The 18,940-nt window shown below is 35.0% G+C and carries 17 protein-coding genes, 1 pseudogene and 1 riboswitch; of the genes and pseudogenes, 1 reads left to right on the top strand and 17 read right to left on the bottom strand.

The window, feature by feature from the left end:
* From AD60_RS10505 to metG, 15 genes and pseudogenes are all read right to left on the bottom strand, one after another.
* Positions 1-668: pseudogene (locus tag AD60_RS10505) on the bottom strand (diaminopimelate decarboxylase); the annotation flags it as partial.
* A 1-nt stretch (position 669) separates the two neighbouring features.
* Positions 670-1,641 carry an aspartate-semialdehyde dehydrogenase gene (locus AD60_RS07695; RefSeq protein WP_103876926.1) on the bottom strand — a complete coding sequence of 324 codons (972 nt, stop codon included), beginning with the start codon at positions 1,639-1,641 and terminating at the stop codon, positions 670-672.
* A gap of 73 nt (positions 1,642-1,714) precedes the next feature.
* Positions 1,715-1,894, bottom strand: a riboswitch (Lysine riboswitch).
* 72 nt (positions 1,895-1,966) lie between these two features.
* On the bottom strand, positions 1,967-2,452 hold the full coding sequence (locus AD60_RS07690; protein WP_103876927.1) for an HPP family protein: 486 nt from the start codon (positions 2,450-2,452) through the stop codon (positions 1,967-1,969).
* 29 nt (positions 2,453-2,481) lie between these two features.
* Positions 2,482-4,740, bottom strand: coding sequence for a POTRA domain-containing protein (locus tag AD60_RS07685; RefSeq protein WP_103927548.1), 2,259 nt, complete (start codon positions 4,738-4,740; stop codon positions 2,482-2,484).
* 114 nt (positions 4,741-4,854) lie between these two features.
* A complete protein-coding gene (gene thyX, locus AD60_RS07680; RefSeq protein WP_103927560.1) occupies positions 4,855-5,562 on the bottom strand; it encodes an FAD-dependent thymidylate synthase in 708 nt (235 codons plus the stop codon).
* Between the two features lie 2 nt (positions 5,563-5,564).
* Positions 5,565-6,731 carry a tetratricopeptide repeat protein gene (locus AD60_RS07675; RefSeq protein WP_103927547.1) on the bottom strand — a complete coding sequence of 389 codons (1,167 nt, stop codon included), beginning with the start codon at positions 6,729-6,731 and terminating at the stop codon, positions 5,565-5,567.
* Positions 6,732-6,817: 86 nt separating this feature from the next.
* Positions 6,818-8,206 carry a DUF342 domain-containing protein gene (locus tag AD60_RS07670; RefSeq protein ID WP_103876930.1) on the bottom strand — a complete coding sequence of 463 codons (1,389 nt, stop codon included), beginning with the start codon at positions 8,204-8,206 and terminating at the stop codon, positions 6,818-6,820.
* A 16-nt stretch (positions 8,207-8,222) separates the two neighbouring features.
* Complete coding sequence (locus AD60_RS07665; RefSeq protein WP_158248406.1) at positions 8,223-9,065, bottom strand: epoxyqueuosine reductase QueH; 843 nt, start codon at positions 9,063-9,065, stop codon at positions 8,223-8,225.
* On the bottom strand, positions 9,062-9,577 hold the full coding sequence (locus AD60_RS07660) for a helix-hairpin-helix domain-containing protein (RefSeq protein ID WP_103876932.1): 516 nt from the start codon (positions 9,575-9,577) through the stop codon (positions 9,062-9,064). The genes AD60_RS07665 and AD60_RS07660 overlap by 4 nt, the downstream gene beginning before the upstream one ends.
* The gene (locus tag AD60_RS07655) at positions 9,574-10,338 is read right to left on the bottom strand and encodes a hypothetical protein (RefSeq protein ID WP_103876933.1); all 765 of its coding nucleotides are present in this window, start codon (positions 10,336-10,338) and stop codon (positions 9,574-9,576) included. Before AD60_RS07655 ends, AD60_RS07660 begins: the two co-directional genes overlap by 4 nt.
* Complete coding sequence (locus AD60_RS07650; protein ID WP_103876934.1) at positions 10,338-11,327, bottom strand: hypothetical protein; 990 nt, start codon at positions 11,325-11,327, stop codon at positions 10,338-10,340. The genes AD60_RS07655 and AD60_RS07650 overlap by 1 nt, the downstream gene beginning before the upstream one ends.
* A 14-nt stretch (positions 11,328-11,341) precedes the next feature.
* A complete protein-coding gene (gene rpiB, locus AD60_RS07645) occupies positions 11,342-11,776 on the bottom strand; it encodes a ribose 5-phosphate isomerase B (protein ID WP_103876935.1) in 435 nt (144 codons plus the stop codon).
* 88 nt (positions 11,777-11,864) lie between these two features.
* Positions 11,865-12,482, bottom strand: coding sequence for a transcriptional repressor LexA (gene lexA, locus AD60_RS07640; RefSeq protein ID WP_103876944.1), 618 nt, complete (start codon positions 12,480-12,482; stop codon positions 11,865-11,867).
* Between the two features lie 40 nt (positions 12,483-12,522).
* Positions 12,523-14,964 carry a DNA gyrase subunit A gene (gyrA, locus tag AD60_RS07635; protein ID WP_103876936.1) on the bottom strand — a complete coding sequence of 814 codons (2,442 nt, stop codon included), beginning with the start codon at positions 14,962-14,964 and terminating at the stop codon, positions 12,523-12,525.
* A 30-nt stretch (positions 14,965-14,994) separates the two neighbouring features.
* Positions 14,995-16,932 (bottom strand): methionine--tRNA ligase, encoded by a 1,938-nt coding sequence (gene metG / locus AD60_RS07630; RefSeq protein ID WP_103876937.1) that lies wholly within the window; start codon positions 16,930-16,932, stop codon positions 14,995-14,997.
* Positions 16,933-17,495: 563 nt separating this feature from the next.
* Here metG and AD60_RS10110 point away from each other — a divergent pair.
* Positions 17,496-17,741, top strand: coding sequence for a hypothetical protein (locus tag AD60_RS10110; protein ID WP_134080006.1), 246 nt, complete (start codon positions 17,496-17,498; stop codon positions 17,739-17,741).
* Between the two features lie 108 nt (positions 17,742-17,849).
* Here the strand turns inward: AD60_RS10110 and AD60_RS10500 are convergent, their stop codons facing one another.
* Positions 17,850-18,200 carry an MFS transporter gene (locus tag AD60_RS10500; protein ID WP_233186860.1) on the bottom strand — a complete coding sequence of 117 codons (351 nt, stop codon included), beginning with the start codon at positions 18,198-18,200 and terminating at the stop codon, positions 17,850-17,852.
* A partial coding sequence (locus tag AD60_RS07625) for an MFS transporter (protein WP_233186859.1) occupies positions 18,148-18,940 on the bottom strand: 793 nt, incomplete at its 5' end. The genes AD60_RS07625 and AD60_RS10500, both read right to left, overlap by 53 nt.

The following is an 18,940-nucleotide window of genomic DNA, read 5'->3' as shown; positions in this document are numbered from 1 at the left end:
TCAAAATCTATCCCCAATTTTTTATTCACTTCCACAGCGGTTTCAAAAAGAAATTGAGCAACTTTTATTATGTTTTGTGGGTTCAATTCATTTGAAATCAACATCGCATGAAGTCCGAATCTTTTAACCCCGTAATCTTTGAGTCTGGCAAACCCTTTTATAAGATCCTTTTTTGGCACTCCAAATTTTGATTCCTTTAAATTCCCTATTATTTCGTTCCCAAAATCTCCGCCAGGATTGTATCTGATGGACATCAAGTCAGGCAACGAATACTTTTCTTTTAATAAATCAATATGGCTTACGTCGTCAAGATTAAGTATTGCGTTTAAAGATAAAGCCTTTTCATACTCTTGCAATGGGGTATCGTTGGATGTAAAAAGAATCTCGCTATTTACGAATCCGCTTTTTTCTGCAGCTACCAGTTCAGCCATTGAGCTGCAATCTACTCCACAACCTTCTTCTTTTGTGATCTTTAATATATGGGGATTAGGGGTTGCCTTCACGGCAAAAAACTCTTTGAAATCAGTCCAAGAAAATGCATCTTTTAAGGTTCTTATTCTATTTCTTATACCTTCTTCATCGTAGAGATAAAAAGGTGTTTGTACGTTCTTTAAGAGATTATTTATATTTTCCTCTGAAAATGGAAGTTCTTTTTTCAAAACCTGCACCTCAATTCAATTCCCTGTGTTTTTGAAGTATTCTAATTGCATTGGTAGCAGCACCAACTCTTATATTATCCGCTATTACCCACATCAAAAAAGTTTTTTCTTCGATCTTTCTTATTCTAGAGACAAATGTGATATCACTTCCTGCAACTTCTACAGGGGTGATTTTTTCCTCGTTGTACTCGACGTTTGGGGTTGATTCAATATATTTTATAATCTCATCAACGGTAGAATCTATCTTTGTTCTAAAGAAAATGGATTCGGAATGACCGTAGAGAACAGGCACTCTAACGGTAGTTGGAAATATTTTAATCTCTTTATCAGAATAGATCTTTCTGGTTTCGTTTATCATCTTTTCTTCTTCAAAAGTAAACCCATTCTCCATTTTTTCGCCTATCAAAGGTATAACGTTGTTTTTTATAACCTTTGGGAAATGTCTCACTTCGTTTATGCCTTTTTCTTGGTTTAAAAGCTCGGTTATACCCTTGTTTCCAGCACCGGATACTGCCTGGTATGTAGATACAACTATCTCTTTTAAACCTAACTCACGATGGATACCGTTAAGGGCTAAAACCATTTGAATAGTAGAACAGTTAGGGTTCGCAATTATTCCTTTGTAATTTTTCAACAACTCTGCATTAACTTCTGGAACAACAAGTGGGACCTTTTCGTCCATCCTAAATTGTGAAGAATTGTCTATAACAACATTACCTGATTGTTGAGCTATTGGGGCAAATCTTTTTGACACTGAGGCTCCAGCCGAGAAAAAAAGGTAATCAAACTTCTCTTTCATATTTTCTTCTTTTAACTTTTCCACGGTGTATCTTTTAGAACCTACCTCAATCTCCTGCCCTTGAGATCTTTCAGATGCAAACAAACGTAATTCGGAAATTTCATTTATTAGTTTGTATTCTTCAAATAGCTTTAAAAATGTTCTTCCTACCTCACCGGTAGCTCCTACAACTCCAACTTTCAAAAAAAAGCACCTCCAAAGATTAAAAAACCTCTCACTGTGGAGAGGTTTAAATAATAAGAAAATATTTTTTCTCATTTTCAGCGGCTCTCCACGTTCTTCACGTGACAGTTATGCAGGTATTCCCCACATACCCAGAAGTTAGAAGATGAGGGTTTTCTTCTCACTTCTTCGGCAACCTCGCCTTTCACTTCTTCTAAATTACCCTCTTTGAAAAGAAGAAGGTACTATTCTCGGTTGCGCCTCCGCTTTATATAATTTAGTTGTTCATAAGATAACATATTCAAATAACACAAATAATAAAACAAAGTTACTTTTCTATTTCGTTTTATATTAAATCTATCATATAAGGTTTTAAAAAATGATGGACAACCGACAAGATTGTTACACTAATAAAAACAGACAAAAATGCATTTAAACTAAAACCGTTTATACTCAAACTCAATGCCGTACCTGCAGCTGGAGGATGTTCTGTATCTATGATAACCATGATAAATGTTGATAGACCTACTGCGAGGGCGTACGATAAATTAGAGAATACAAAATTACTGTTAAGCAAAAGAGAAAAAATAGTTCCGCATATAAATCCTACGGCATGTCCACCCACCAAGTTTCTAGTCTTAGCGACCATACTTTGTGGCATCGCAAAAACTATAAAAGTCGATGCCCCTAAAGAACTGACTATTATGGGCCTGTCTTGAACATTTAAAATCAGAAGTATGAAAAAAATCGTGACGGTAGCCAACAAACTTTGAATAACATACTTCTTCCAATTTTCTTTAAACTTTACAAAAATATTAGAATTTTTGTTCAACTAAAGATCCCCCTTAAAAGACTAAAAGGTTAAAAGGTCTGCCCGAAACCGAACCAAACCTTTCCTTCTAAGTCCTGATCCCATCCATATCCGAAGCCTATTTGTCCAAATAAAGGAATTGTGAACCTTAATCCACCGCCAAAAGACAGGATACCGTCCCCAATAAGGTTACTAACGTCATTTTGAGCACTACCGTAATCAAAATAGGCGATAAGATCTAAAGGAACTTGGCCTGTGGCAAGTTCATAAGCCAACTCGGTGTTGAATAAAAGCACATTTTCTCCTTCCTGTGCGTAAAAATCAGAAGTCCTTACAGAGTACATTCCTCCCACATTGTATTGATAGTGAAGGTTAGAATCGATGTTAGAATTATACACGGTACCTAATTTTAGTCTATTTCCCAAAGTGAATTTATAAAAACTGTAAAACAATTTACCTTCAGTGTTGGCACCAATATAGTAATTGGCATTGCTTGTTTCAACCCCACCGATGCCGTTTATTTGGAAATATTGACCTTTATGTGGTCTAAAAGGGCTGTCTAAACTGTTGTATAGGTACCCGACAGATCCAGAAATTACATTAAGATTGTCTCCCGCTACCAATGTGTAGTTATTGTAGGTAAAAGAACTCGTTATGTAAGAGAAGTCTTGTATACTGTATCTTGGAGCTACAGATAATGACAGATAGTTCGTTGCATCTTCTCCAATGTTCGAATAATACTCTCCATCTTCACTTACCGTATAATGTATGCCAGCACCTAAATCAAGATTGCTACCAGCCAACTTAATAACATTGTAATCGAATCCAACAGAATAGTAATTTCTCAAAGGATTCAAAGATGTGTTAAGAGAAAATGTTTGACCGTATCCAAAAGGATTTAACCATTGAACCTCTAGCTCGCCCGTAAAACCTTGATACCATTCGGCATCTTCTGGTAAGGTCCAGGTTATACCTCCCATTAATTTTCCTAATTTTTCACTTTCTATGGGGGTTATCTTGAAACCTATTACATCTTCGCCCTGCTGAATGGGCTGTATTATAACGTCTTTAAAAAATCCAGTTCCCATGAAGGATGTATACGTATCTTGTAACTTTTGCTGGTTAAAAACTTCGCCTGGTTTTATCTTAACTAAAGAATCAACTATGTACGGTTGGGTTTTAGCGGTTGCTTCCTGAGTTATTTGGACGTCTCCTACCTTTGGTTCTGTTATTTCAAATATTAACTCCTCATCTTGGTATTTAGGGGTAATTAAGGTGTAAATATATCCGCTGTCATAATAAACTTTTTGGACGTTATCGTAAGCGTACAGAATGTCTAAATTATTTACTGGTTCTCCTATTGGGACAAACTTATTTACAACCTCATTCAATCTAAAATCTTCTATACTTTCATTTCCAACAAAAGAGATACTATTTACTGTTACCGGCTCTTGGGAAACAACTTTTCTTAAGTTACCTTCTAAAACAAGTAATAACTCTCCACCTTTGTTCTCTTCTACTTCGGTTACTTCGAAACGCAAATTAGTATTTGCGGAGAAAAACGGTATTTGATTTAACGAGTTCAATATATTTTGAATCTTTTGAAAACTTGGGTAAGTTTCTTTGGCGTTGGGCCTAAGCAAGAAGAATTTATTGTTCCAATCTTTTCTAAAATCAAAACCAATTCTTTTCTTTATGTCTTCTTTATCCAGTTTGGATAACTCCCCCCTTAAGTCTAAATCCCAAAGAGAATACTCTTTAACGATGAAAACCAAAGTATCAGATGAATATTCTTTATTGTTTATCTCTGTTGCTTCTAAGGTGATTCCATCCCCCGTCATTTTTAGATTGGAGTATATATCAACGAATTGATAACCGTTTTTTATATACAAATCTTGTATGTTTTTCATAGAGGTTTGATAATCGTTTAGATTCAATGGAATATTTGTGTTTAAACTGATCGACGAACGAATATTTTTTTTGTCTATCAATTCATTCCCTAAGATCTCAACTTCATAATTTGATACAATAGGATTGGGCTTAAATATGATTTCTAGATTCCCATTATCATCCAAATTGTAAGACACTGAGGTAAAATAACCTAACTTTAATATTTCTTGAAGGGCTAATCTGATATCTACATCCCCAATATAGAAGCCTTCCTGTATACCATAATTTGTTAACACCCTTTCCACATCCGTCGCTGCATAAGATATGTCAACGTTGTAAGAAATGTCGTTTAAAAGGGTTATTGAAAATGCAAATCCTGCGATGAGAAAGACAGCAAATAGAAGAAAATGTTTTTTCATATTAAAACCTCCTAATTTTTTTGTGCTTTGATAAGCCTCTTTGCCCCACTCCCTGCCTTTCTTAGGAAGGGACCAACGGTTCCTAAAACCTAGAAGCTGAAAAAGCGGGGCCCACTATTGAAGCAACTTTAAAAGGTCCCCTTTATACTGATGCTTCAAATAAGCGTCATAACTCCAAGGACAAGTTTTTTGAAAAAATTGCGCCAAAGCCTTAGCGTACTCTTGAATTTCCCATTGTGCGTGCGAAGACGCCCTTAAATCCAAGAAATGCATCAATGCTCTAGCATTGGTAGTTAAATAAAACTCAGTGTATTCCCCTACGGGTAGTATAATACGTGCCATTTCTCTAGCTACACCCATATTTATAAGTTTCTCATAAGCCTCGTAACTTTTTTTGTAAATTTCTTCTAAAACTTCAATTGCTTCATTTTTTAATTTTTTATCATTAACAAGGATACTATTTTGCTTATCTTTTGTGTCCTGCAGCCTTATATGATCCGGGACATAAAACTCGTTGACATTTTTTGATGTGTATCTTCTACTTATTTCATTGGGAGACATTCCTATCCTATGGCGGAACCATTGCCTAACAACAAAGATGGGTGCTTTAACATGAAATGTAAAAGTGATATGTTCAAAGGGGGAAAGATGTCCATGTTCCATCAAGTAGTCTATGAGTTTTCTATCCCTCTCATCGGTAGATATATCTTTTCCGTGTGAGACTCTGGCAGCCCTAACCGCAGATCTGTCATCTCCCATAATATCAACAAGGGTAACAAAACCTTTATCTAGAACTTTTATACAATTGTTGTCATTAATCATCGTCAATTTCTTTCCTCCTTACTTGCCGTGAGGCTGTCTTCTTTACTCCCAAATCTGAATACAATATAGAATATAGCCAAAATTACTATAAATAAAGTTAACAACGTGGTCAAGAAATGTTTTCCGGAAAGTTTTCTGTCTATAGTGTTCAAAGTTTCTTTTATATCAGAGTTATCCGGATCATACATGAGTGCTTTTGTTAAATAAATTCTTGAAATTGTCAAATTGTCAGTGGTGGCTTTATTACTCTTGTACAAAGTTATTCCAAGCTTAGCTAAAGCTTCTGCATTTTCAGGATCAAGATCGATAGCGGTCTTATAATGATTTACTTTCTGAGAGTTGGTTTCTGAAATATCGCCCAAAAGCTCATAACTTTTCGAGAGAACGGTTTTTTTATTAGAATTTTGAAGAATCCAATCGACAATTTTTCTTGATTCTGATTTTTCATCCAAGTTGTAATATGAAAGGGCTATTAAAAACATTATTCTTTCGTCTTTTTGTGAACGATTCACATAATCCGTTGAGAGTTGTTTCACCCTTTCATACTTGCCTAATTCAAATGCTTGAACTATAAGCAATTCTTGAATTTTTCTGTTTGAAGGATAAGAAAAAAAGGCTTTTTCCAGATTCTCGAATATGTTTTCTTTTTCTTGAAGGTTTTCCTCTTCCCAAGTTAGAATTGACTTGTAATAAATTGAAAAGGGGTTCTCGCCAATTGTTTTCTCTATTGTATCAATAGAACTTAAAATTTTCTTAAATGCTTCCATGTTGTTGAATTTTTCCCAGACTTCGAAATTAAATAAAATTTTGAGAGCATTAAGAATCACTGAGTTGGGGTAATTATTGATTAATATCTCAATCCTATTGATACTCTCCACCTGATTACCAGGTTGGTACTCTGAAAGAACGTTTAAAGCTGCTGAATCATCAGGTTTTAAAGAAGAAAGTATATAAGGCCTTGTTTGATTAGCTGCAGTTTTATATTCTTCATTACCTGTTTCATAATATTTTAAATACAATCCCAAAACGTTCAAACTTCTCTGGGATGAAACTAATAATTCATCAGTATCAAAAGTATAAACGTAGCTATCCAAAGTACCTGCGTAAATAGGCAAAGATATAAAAAAAATAGAAAAAATAAGAAAAGATATTTTAATAGATCGATACATATGTTATTTCTCCTAATTGTTTTTGATTTTAGCGCCCTTTCACCCTGCTCCCCCCGTAAGGAAAAAGTTTTTGATTTACTAGTTTGTTATCTGGGAACATTTGTTTCCTCTTGATAACCGTGAGGAACTATCTCTTCACCCTCGAGTTTAAAAACTACCTTTGTCATCGGCTTCGTGGGTATAAATTTTTTCTTGTGTATGATTATTTCAGTCCCTGGGTGTACCACTTTTTTTGCGATAATAAATGCAGATTCTATAGAAGATTGAATTTTATTTTTAATCTCCTCCAGCTTTTCTTTATCTGTTTTTACTTCTGATAAAAGAATTTTATAGGTGTTAAGGCATTTCCTGTAGTATTCTAACCTCTTTGCGTCTGCTTTACCTTTTTCTTTTAAAATTTGGATCCCTTTGATTATAGAACTTAGTTTCCTAAGATTTTCCGTATCGAGGGCAATTTTTTGTTCTAATTTAATTAACTCTTCGTTTAGGTCGGGTAAGACACCCGCCTCACAGACAGTTCTGACACCCATTTCGCTTCCCAATATTTCCGCTTCGATGAGGTTGGTAGCTAAAGTATATCCACCTGAAATCTTTCCGTTACCACCCTCAATAATGACATGTTTACCTGCTTTTATATTAGAATTGACGATGGCTGTTTTAACAATTACATCTTCTTCTGCTTCAACATTGGCGTTTTCAATGTAGTTGCTCCTCAAGATTTTAGCCTTTATAGAACTTTTTCCTGCACCTTTTATTCCGAATATATTGGCTTCCCCTTCACAAAATACCGTAGCAGATTCGACCACACCCTTGATCTCTAAATAAGAAATAGCCTCAACAAAAAAACCCGATTTAACATCCCCGTTGATGAACAATTTTCCTGGAAAGCGGACATTACCTGTAGAGTAATCAATATTCCCATCTATCTTATGTTCGTCAGAAACATCTAAATTTATCTCACCATTCGGCTCTTCTTTACTAACAAACTTCCCATCTATCTTTGAGATTATTTTATTGTTGTTTACTTCGACGTTATTGCCTAACTTTAGTTTTAAATCTTTTCCCACAATACCTTCGATCTTTTCACCCCGTACTGTTTTTCCGGGCTCGCCTTGCGTTGGAGGAATTATTTCTGCTAGTGTATCTCCTCTTTTTACAATTATCAATTGGCTACTTTCTTTTAAATCAACATAGCTATTTACGGTACTATTAAGCTTTTCTTCAATATTCTGCTGAAAGATTAACTGCGCATCTTGCCCAACCTTGGGAGGTATTCCATAAGCAATAGAATATTCCTTATCATATTTGGGTTGAGAGACAATTTCTTCAATAACTTCTGGCTTTATCCCTACTACCACCCCTTTCTCTTTTAGGAAAGATTTTATTCCTTCAATAGTAGGTGGTCGTCCATCGTCTATTAATTTTAAAGATGCCACCATACCATCTTCAGAGATTCGCAGATTATATTTAGCCATCTCGATTACCCCTCTTTCACCATAATATTACCTTCCCTTTCCAATTGTCGATCTTGTATCTGGAACTTGTAACGATGTTAAAATCTTGGGCTATTTCCTTTTTCATTAAGATGATTTGAGGTTTCAAATATTTCAAAAAGTGCAATCCAACATTTTCTAAAAGTTTTGCTGGAATATCTTGTGGAATTCTAAGCAAGTCTTTTTTGTAATATTTAAAGTATTTTTGTGTTAATTCTTCGCTAATTAACTCAACTAAATTCTTATAATTTTTTTGTTTAGACTCCTCTTCATATCTTTTTGATTCATTCAAAGAAAAAGAACAACCACAGTAATTTTGACGGTAGATATTGTAAGTCTTACATAGTATTGCTGCCATATGAACGCCGTTATTGGACCTGAAATTTACATACTTAAAAGATGGATTTTCTTCTTTGCCTAAATTGTTCGCTATTTCTAAAATATCGCTGTGAGACTTTCGAGGGGAAGCAAGAAGAGTCGTTGAATACAACGAAAAATTCAACCGTTTAGTTTCAGCTTTCGTCTTTTCAAGCCTCAACTTCATACATTCATAACATCTATTCGGGCTGCCTTTCCTTGAACCCCCTTCGGGGCGCTTGAGGCTGTTGTTTTCCCCCTTGATCCTTTCTAAAAACTTCTCGGGTTCATAATCTCCTTCGTAGAGTTGAAAACCCCAAATATCTCTTAATTTTTTAACTTCATTCAACCTTTTTGAATATTCTTGAGCAGGATAAATATTCGGATTATAAAAAAACACAACGGGATCGTATCCCTGTTCTACTAATTTTCTATAAGAAACCGTGAGATCAGGTGCACAACAAACATGTAAGAAAATCTTCAAAATACTATCTTCCCTTCTATTTTTTCTATAGTAGAAGATGGAATACCAATTTTTTCCAAATCATCTAAAGAGTTTATACCTTTAATAGCCCTATACTCAATTATTTTCTGTGCTGATACTTTTCCTATTCCTGGCAAACTCTCCAATTCTTCACTAGATGCTTCATTTATATTTATTTTATCATCCACTATTTGATAAACAACCTCTGAAAGATAAATATAATTTTTAATATTTGAAAATGTTTTTTCTCCGATCCCAGAAACGTTCATAATATCTTCTATTTCTCTAAAGCCTTTCTCTTGCCTATAATTTATGATAGCTTGTGCCTTGGCGGGTCCTATACCAGGTAATCTGATCAGCTCTTCAACTGAGGCCGATAAAAGATCTATTTTATTTTCTTGCCAAGGTTTAGATGAGGCTTCTTCACCTACCTGATATTGATCAAGAGCTAAAATTCCAAGTAAAGAGATTACAATTATACTTAATACCGGGAAAAGAAGCTTTTTTCTCATTCGGTTGCTGCTCCGCTAAAGTATATACCTTTAGTGAATCTGTCTTTTATACCCAAACCGGTTAACTCGAAAACAAGATCCTCATCCATGTTTCTCAAGTATGTTTGGGCTTCGTTATAATCGTCAAACAAACCCACCAGTATAGCCCAATAATCTTCGTTACTCTGTTGAAACTTACCGTTGAAGACAAAAGCTGGGATACCCCCTCGTCTTAACGCCATAGTTGGGAACATAGCAGGAGCGGGAGTAGTGTATAGGTAAATTTGAATGGAAAATAGGTACTGCTCTTGCTTACCTTCTTCTAAAGGATAGTCTGCACGATACAGGTAATACTTATCACCATTTTTAAAAATAAAGTAAGATATATCGTTATTTAAGGCGTACAACGCCTCTTCAAAGACCTCACGCTGATCGTAAAAAATTCTTACCGCACCTTTATTGTATGGTTTTAACATAGTCAGTGAATTGTTCAGCAACTGCTGATAATCCAGATCTTGTATATTGTAACTCACCCTAGCCATTGTGTTTCCAATCTCAATTTGTGGTAATACTAAGTCTTCTAACACAGCAGATTGAGAAGTTGTTTCAACTTCATTTAGAATATTGACTTGACTATTATCTAACTCTTCAATTTTAAGCTTAAGGTTATTCATCTGACTTTTTAAATATATAGTATACGTTGTCAATGCGAAGGTTATCAAAGGTAAAATAAAAACTAGAACTAAAATCACTTTGAACCAATTAGGATTATTCTCTTTCATCACACACCTCTCAGTAGAGACTTAAACTCTAAAAGCAGATCTTTCAACTCCCCAAAATTCAAAAGCAAATCTACAAAACCTTCTTCTTTGAGTAATATTTCCCTTATAGGTACGTTGTTCACTTTTGCCTTGATGTTTTGAATTTTTGAGGATTTCAAATCTTCAAAATTCTTTATGTTTTGAAAAATATTTTGAAATCTTTCTTCTTGAATATAACCAAATTTAAAACTCAAAAACGCAAGAAAAGCGAAAGACAAAGCTTCGTTTTGAACGAAATCAGATTTAACCGAGGTGTCTGTTATGTATTTCATCAATTTGGTACCAGGAAACGGTAAATCGTTAGAATAAATGGACAAAACATATTTAACAGTAGTATATAGATAATCCTCTAAATCTAAACGGATGAAATTTTTAGAATACTTCAAAGACAGGTTAGCAAAATTATTATCGAACAAAAGCCCTAAAATATACCCCAAGAAAAAATAGTTTTTCATATCTTTTTTATCTAAAAATTTGCAAAAATACGGATCTATATAAACTAGATCAGGATAACCGCTTACCTTCAAGAAATTTCTTGTGTAATTCATATCTAAATAGAATTCTCCTGAAACTGGTAAATATATCATAGAAGACAACGTTGTTGGTATAACTGTGAAGGTTCCTTTTGGAAAATCCAAGGTATGAAAAACGAAGCCTGCCATATCAATCAAGGAACCTCCACCTATCACCACTAAATTGCTATAACTACCTTCCACCATGACCTTACACAGTTCTAAATATTTATCGAAATACTTGGTTTCATTGCCGCCTTTTACATAAAAGATATTGTTACCAGACCCAGTCGTTAAATATTTTTTCAAATTGGAATCAATTATCATCAAAGTTCCGTATTTTGAAACATATCTTTTAAAAAATTCCTCGTAATAACCATGGCTTATATTAATATTAATGTCTTTCTCAAGACCTTTTGAAAAACTAATACTTTTCATTTTCTTCGCCCTTTTTACTTAATTTCGTCGATTTTATCAACACGCCTTTTATGTCTTCCACCTTCAAAATCCGTTGATAAAAACTTTTCTACCGTCCAAATCGCTAAATCAATGCCCATAAGTCTACCTGCTAAAACCAAAACATTGGCGTTGTTATGTTTTCTAGCGTATTCTGCCATCGATGGATACAAGCATAAAGCACCTCTAACCCCTTTAACCTTGTTAACTGAGATCGACATCCCGATTCCAGTACCACAGATACCTATTCCGAAGTCAACTTCACCTTTGGCTACCTTTTCACCAAGTTTTTTGGCATAATCAGGATAATCGACACTCGCATTAGAATTAGTCCCCAAATCAATTATATCGAATTTCTTCTCTAAAAGATAGTTCTTAAGCTGTTCTTTCATCTCATATCCAGCATGATCAGATGCAATTGCGATTTTCACGGATATCCGCTCCTTTTGATTACAGAATATCTTCTTTAGAAACTCTTGTATATAGCGCCCCTTCGCCCCGCTCTGGCCTTCCGTCCGTTTACAGTACTCTTATTAAGCCGACCATTTTTCCTTGTATCTTTAAATGATCAGCTTTGATCTTTATCTCTTTCATACTTTCATTTTCTGGTACAAGCAGTACTTCGTTTTCATTCAGTCTTTTGTACCTTTTAAGTGTTGCTTCATTTCCATCGATTAATGCAACCACTATGTCTCCATCTGTCGCGTAATCTTGTTTACGTATTATAACAAAATCTCCGCTTTTGATCTGTGCCTCTATCATGGAATTTCCTTCAACTCTGAGGGAAAAATATTCGTAATTTTTAGGGAAAAAATTAGTAGGTATGGGAATGTAATCGCTAATTGTTTGTATAGCTTCAATAGCATCTCCTGCTGCTATCTTTCCAGAAACAGGAGCTAAAGTCTCTGTGGCGAAGATTTCTCCCGATTTTGGCATCATCTTTATTCCACGTGAGACATTTTTACGCTCGATGTAACCCTTCTTTTCCAAAATTATAAGATGCTTATGTGCCGCTCTTGGACTTTTAAAATTAAAATGTTTCATAATGTCTCTGATACTTGGAGCAAATCCATTTTTTTCCATATAAGATTTTATGAAGTCCAGGACCTGTGACTGCCTTTTTGTCAATTCCTCCATTTTTTTAACCCCTTCCGTGTTTAAAATTATAATTATAACATTACTTTTCATCATTAGCTTGAACTTCAATCACTCCCACAACTGAATCGTCCTCATCCAGTCTAACAATTATAACACCTTGGGTGATTCTTCCTAAAACATTTATATTATTTACATTTACCCTAATAGCCTTACCTTTTTTAGTGAATATCAGTATATCCTTCCCATCTTCCACACTCATCGTCGAAACTATGGGACCTATTTTTGTTATATCTCGTACCGTTTTTACCCCAATTCCTCCACGATTCTGTGGCCTATAGGAATGGAACGAAACTCTCTTTCCATAACCTCTTTCTGTGATCAACAAAAGTTTTTTGCCTTCCTCGACCTTCACCACATCGATCACTTCATCGCCTTTACGCAATTTTATTGAATTAACACCCATTGCTGTTCTACCCATCTTTCTTACCTTGGAAGAGTTGAACATTAACGACATACCTAGTTTCGTTACAACCAACAAATCTCTATCCGTTCCATCAAGCAATAACACATCGACAACTGCGTCGTTATCAAGCAGATTGATGGCTCTAATACCATTAGCTCGTGCACTACTGAACTCTCTCAAAGAAGTTCTCTTCACCTTACCTTGTTTTGTAAAAATTAGAATATCTTTATCGTAATCTCCATCTAAAGATATGGCAACGATACTTTTTATCTCTTCACTTTCATCTAAACTGATGAAGTTAGCGATATGTTTACCTTTTGTGCTTTTCGAACTTGATTCAATTTCGTAAGCGTTTATTTGATACGCTTTACCAGCAGAACTAAAAAGCATTAATTTAGATAATTTGTTAGTGTATATGACCTCTTTCACATCATCTTCATCAGAAATTTTTAATCCTTTTACACCCTTTCCGCCTCTTCCTTGAACCTTGTATTCTGATGAAGGAATGGCTTTGAGGTAACCCCACTTGGTCAAAACTATTACGACATCTTCATCTTGAATCATTTCAACCTCTTCGGCTAAATCTCCTTTGTTGTACAATATCTCCGTTCTTCTTTTGTCACCAAACTTATTTATAACTTCATCGAGTTCTTCTTTGATTACTCCCATCAATCTTTCTTTGTTTTGCAAAATATCCATAGCGTTTTCTATATCTTTGTATAGATTCTTAAGTTCTTCATTTAAGTTGGTGGTTTCAAGTTTTGAAAGGCTAATCAATCTCATATCCGCGATAGCTTTAGCCTGTTCTTTACTTACGCCAATCGTTTCTTGCAGATTTTTCAAAGCTTCTTGAGGATTTTCTGAGTTTCTAATGATCTCTACCACAGTATCAATACCCTGAACAGCTTTGATAAGTCCTTCGACTATATGAGCTCTCTTTCTTGCCTTGTCTAATTCGTACTGTGTTCTTCTTGTTATAACGTTAACCCTGTGGTCCAAGAAGCTCTGTAAAAGCCCTTTTAAATTCATCAACGTTGGCTTTTCGTTATCTATTACATTCATTTGAACGTAAAAATAAGATTGAAGATTCGTATGCTTGAACAAATCGTTGATCAATCTCTTTATGTTTGCATTTCTTTTCAGATCTATTACCAGTCTTATTCCTTCTTTATCGCTCTCATCTCTAACGTCTTTTATCCCGACGTCCTTCTTTTGTTCTTTTGTTCTAACCACATATTTTACAATCTGTTCAATGATATCGGTTTTTGAAACGTTGTAAGGGATCTCATCAAAGACGATGGAGGTTCCTTTTCCGTCATCTTCAATTCTGTACTTCCCTCTAATCGTTATCTTTCCTCTGCCTGTTTCATATAGATCCTTTAACCCTTCTCCGTCGACAACTAGACCACCAGTTGGAAAATCAGGACCTTTAATATGTTTCAACAGATCTTTTACTTCACATTCTGGTTTTTCTATTAACATTTTTAATGCTTCCACGAGTTCGTTTAAGTTGTGAGGTGGGATATTTGTAGTCATTCCAACCGCTATCCCGCTTGCTCCGTTCATCAAAAGATTAGGCAACCTTGTAGGTAAAACGACGGGCTCACTCAGAGAACCGTCGAAATTCTCCCTAAAATCTACAGTTTCTTTCTCGATATCCTTGAGCATATACTCTCCCAGTTCGGGCATACGGGCTTCTGTATACCTCATAGCCGCGGGAGGATCTCCATCTATCGAGCCAAAATTCCCCTGTGCTTCAACTAAAGGATACCTCATAGTAAAAGGTTGCCCCATTCTAACTAGGGCATCATAAATAGCTGCATCTCCATGGGGGTGATACTTACCCATCACCTCACCAACGATACGGGCATTTTTTTTGAATGATGAGTTATGTTTCAACCCCAATTCACTCATAGAATAAAGTATTCTTCTCTGAACAGGTTTTAACCCATCTTTAACATCGGGTATAGCCCTGCTTACAATAACGCTTAAAGAATAAAGTAAGTAAGAAGTTTTTAATTCCTCGGTAAAATCTCTAATAAATATTTTTTCATCCATCTCTTGGTATTACCTCCATTAAGAAATCTTTTAAGAAATTTTCGCGCCAGGTTCAACATCTTTATCTACCGTCAGTATACTAAGATTACCGTTTTCATCTTTAGCCGCCAAAAGCATACCTTCGGATAATTCGCCCATCAATTTTGCGGGTTTTAGGTTGGCGATTATTATTATCTTCTTACCAACTAAATCCTCTTGTGAGTAAAAGTTTTTAATGCCTGCAATAACTTGTCTTTCACCCATCTGGCCTAAATCAAGATGTAGTCTTAGTAATTTGTTAGATTTTTCAATATTTTCTGCGTTAACTACTTTGGCAACTCTTAAATCTATCTTTTTAAAATCATCTATTTCTATTATGTTTTGAACGTTTTCACTTTCTGACATTACTTCGTCCTCCCTATTGATATTTACTGTTTTGATTATTCTTTTCCAACTTTTCACATCGATTCTTTGGAATATTGGCTCACCTTTTCCAACTTTAACACCACTATGTAAATGGTCCTTTTCAAGATTCTCTCTGTTTAAAACTTCCAAACCATAACCTATCTTTTTTAACATCTTTTCGGAAGTATCGGGCATTACTGGATAAATCAAAATAGAAATAATTCGAATAACGTCGAGCAAATTGTATAAAACGGTGGACAACCTATCCTTCTCATTTGGATCCTTACCTAAGATCCACGGTTCTGTTAAATCTATGTATTTATTAGAAAAACGTATGATTTCCCATAGATTCTCAAGGGCTTGTGTAAACTGATACCGCTCCATCAACACCAAATAAGCGGTTTTCTTGCTTTCTAAAAGTTCTATAAGTTCTTCGTCTACCTTATCTTTCCTTTTGGGTTTTGGTATGATACCGTTAAAATACTTTTCAACCATTGTAAGTGTTCTATGCACTAAATTGCTTAGATCGTTAACTAAATCGGCATTGTACCTAATAATTAAGTTTTCTTCCGAAAAATCTCCATCTCTACCAAACGCAATATCCCTCATCAAGTAATACCTGATCACATCTCTACCATAGGCGTTCATAAGAACTCTCGGATCAACGGCATTTCCCAAAGATTTTGAAATCTTTTGTCCGTTGACAGTTAACCATCCATGGGCGAACACCTTTTTTGGCAACGGTAGGCCCACTGACATCAACATAGCTGGCCATATCAGCGAATGGAACCTATTTATTTCTTTTCCAATAAGATGCAAATCGGCAGGCCAGTACCTGTTGAATTTTTGTTGATCATCAGAATAGCCTATTGCACTAACATAATTAATTAACGCATCCACCCACACATATACCACATGTTTAGGATCGCTCTTTAAAGGGATCCCCCAATTGAATGTAGTCCTTGTTATACTAAGATCTTTTAACCCATTATTCAAAATTTGTAGCATCTCATTTTTTCTAAACGAAGGTTCAACGAAATCCGGATTATTTTGATAATATTTCAACAACGGTTTGGTATATTTAGAAAGTTTAAAAAAGTAATTCTCTTCCTCCACCCATTTCAATTCTCTATTACATTCAGGACAAAGCTTAACGCCATCTTGAGTGATTATCTCAGATTCATCCCAAAAGGATTCATCGTGTATGCAATACCAGCCGGCGTATTTATCTTTGTACACATCTCCATTCTCCATCATCTTATCAACGAACATCTGAACGGTTTGTACATGATAATCATCGGTTGTTCTTACAAAATGATTGTAACTAATCCCCATTTCATCCCATAAATCTTTAAACTTTGAAGAAAGCGAATCAACATAATCCTGTGGAGGTATATTCTTCTCTTTAGCGGCTTGTAAAACCTTTTGTCCATGCTCATCCGTTCCCGTTAAAAAGAAAACGTCGTACCCCATCATTCTCTTAAATCTTGCTATTATATCTGCAACAATCGTAGTATATGCCGAACCAATATGTGGTTCACTGTTAACGTAGTAAATCGGTGTAGTGACGTAAAACTTATCCATTAATGGCACCTCCATAACTGTTCAAACTTCTTTCTCTTATCTAATTGTTAAGCCTAAAATATTATATCACATGGAGAATGTTTTGGTATTCTCATTTATTCTCTCAAGGAAAACATTAGAAAACTCACTTCCCTTTCTTAGATGGGCGGGAAGTTGGATAAAGGTGCTATATAATATTTCAGAACATCTAAAAAAGATATTTTTTAATATATGCGACAAAACTAAAATTCTTGTTTTAAAAGGGCCACAAAGCGGAGCCCTTTTGCTGTCCTGTGCAAAATGTTTTTTTATAAAGTCTTAAAATTAACATCCTCAATCTCATTTGCGAAGCGCATTAGATCATATTAGATGTCCGTGAAAAAGATTGGTTAGATCATAATTCGAACCTTTGAGGGGTAAACCCCCCAAACTCCTCGAAAACAAAAATCTCTTTTTTTAAAAGATCTTTGTTTGCACAATGCTGCAAACAAATGATATCATATCCTTAACTCTTTTTGAAGGGAGGTAAGAAAAAAAAGAGAAGAGGACCAAAGAAGAAGTATGAATCAATTCATGAAGTGATATTGTGGAAATGTTGGGGATTATCTGGATGTGTTTGTGCTGAAAAACTTCAGCTCCATGTTGGAAGTATACATCGAGGAATTGAAAAGAATAACAGATTTTCGATGTATGAACTTTCAAAGACAGAAGAAGCAAAGAAGGTATCCTTAGGTACATTGAAAAGGATGATTAGTAGATTTCCTTTGATATTACACATTATCATCCTGATAACGATAAGACTATACTTAAAGTGCTTTTTGAAAAGGTAAAAGGGAAGAACGAAGCTAATAACAAAAAGCAAATCAAGTTCAAAGACATAATTACTATCTAACCATTACCCTATTTCAATGACAATTAATTATGATCTAACACGATTTTTAAGAAACATTCCGCTTTTTCATTTGATAAGGGATGAATAAGTAAAATATTCCAAGTATGCTAGTTATTATTCCAAAGACCAAGAACAAACTTTTCAATGAAAAAAATGTTGCCATAATCCCTGCAAATGCATAAGAAAAGGGTCTTAACGAATCATCTATCGTTGATCGCAACGCAAAAACTCGTCCCCTTGTATTTTCAGGGGTAATCCTTTGAATCAAAAGATTTTCATTAATATTTCCAATCTCAGTCATAAACCCTAATATCAACAAGGCAATCAATACGTAAATATAACTGTTAACTATACCAAGAGAAGCCAGGAATACTCCTACCAAAACCGAGGATAACATTAGTGCTACGTACTTCATTTATCTCTTTAATGGATGATAGAACTAGGGCGGTTACAAAAGAGCCTGCTCCCAACATCGTTTGCATAATTCCATACTCACCAGGACCTACTTTCAGTATCTCACTAGCCAATACAGGTAAGAAAACGAATATATTAGTTCCAAAAAAATCATCTAATGTCTCTAAAGTTATCAACCCTTTAAGTTGAACATTGGTCCATATCACTTTGAAACCATCTTTTATTTCTGAAAAAATCATCCCATTTTTTTCTGCTTCTTCTTTTTTTCTGCCTTTTTCTTCTGTTTTTATGAACATTTCAGAGACTGCCGAGAAAATAAAAGTCATCCCATCGATTAAAATTTGCCATTTTATTCCCACTAAAGACACAATCACACCACCAATAGCCATTCCTATAAGTTGAGAAAGTCTATCTGTCATTGAAATCATGGCATTAGCTTGAGAAAGCTCATCATCGTTTACTATAATCGGGATTAAAGACAACAACGCAGGACCGAATAAGGTACCACAGATCTGTAATCCAAAAATGGTTATTATCAATACCCAAATTTGATAGAAATATGTTCCAAAGAAGATACCCAGTAAAATAAGGATTCCACCACTGGTTAAATCTGTTATCACAAGGATATTTTTCTTTTTCCATCTATCTGCCCAAACACCTGCAAAAGGAGAAAAAATAATATTCGTAACAGCAATCGTACTTAAAACAGTACTAACTGCACCC

Origin of the sequence: Petrotoga sp. SL27 (assembly GCF_002924605.1) — a bacterium.
Classification (GTDB): domain Bacteria; phylum Thermotogota; class Thermotogae; order Petrotogales; family Petrotogaceae; genus Petrotoga; species Petrotoga sibirica.
The sequence above is the reverse complement of the archived record's forward strand: the minus strand, read 5'-3'. Positions and strand labels throughout refer to the sequence as shown.